This window comes from Chromohalobacter sp. 296-RDG (genome assembly GCF_029889885.1).
Taxonomy (GTDB): domain Bacteria; phylum Pseudomonadota; class Gammaproteobacteria; order Pseudomonadales; family Halomonadaceae; genus Chromohalobacter.
On the sequence record NZ_JARANY010000301.1, the window covers coordinates 1 to 613 of the forward strand.

Sequence of the window (613 nt, forward strand, 5' to 3'; positions counted from 1 at the left end):
CCGCCGGCAATCGGCATCGGGGCCATGCGATTGAGCTCGGCGTAACCGTCGATGTCATCGGCGATCACCGGTTCCTCCAGCCAACGCAGCTCGAAGGGTTCCAGTTTCGGCAGCATGCGTCGCGTGTAGTCGAGGTTCCACCCCATGTAGCAGTCGGCCATCAGATCGATGTCCTCGCCGATCACCTCGCGTACCGCGGCTACGCTATTGAGGTTCTCGCGCATGCCCTTGGGCCCATCCTTGGGCCCATAACCGAAACGCATCTTCATCGCCGTGAAGCCCTGGTCGAGATAGGCTTGCGCCTCACGCTGCATCGTCTCGCGATCGGTGTGGTAAAGCTTGGAGGCATAGCAGGGGATCTTCTCCTTGGTTCGTCCGCCCAACAGCTTGAACACCGGCTTGCCGAGAGCCTTGCCCATCACGTCCCAGATCGCGATATCGACGCCCGAGATTGCCGCCATGCCGATGCCGCGCCGACCCCACGCCAGCGTCGCGCGATACAGGCGCTGCCATAGGTATTCGTAGTCGAACGGATCCTGGCCGATGACCAAGGGCGCGAGGTGCTGATCGATGATCGTCTTGGCGACACGTGGCGCCAAGGCCACGTTCCCAA

The 613-nt window shown here is 62.2% G+C and carries 1 protein-coding gene; it reads right to left on the reverse strand.

Annotation, left to right across the window (positions count from 1 at the left end):
- On the reverse strand, positions 1-599 hold a 599-nt coding region (locus OP495_RS18660; RefSeq protein ID WP_280571282.1), incomplete at its 3' end, for an enolase C-terminal domain-like protein.
- Positions 600-613 lie beyond the last annotated feature (14 nt).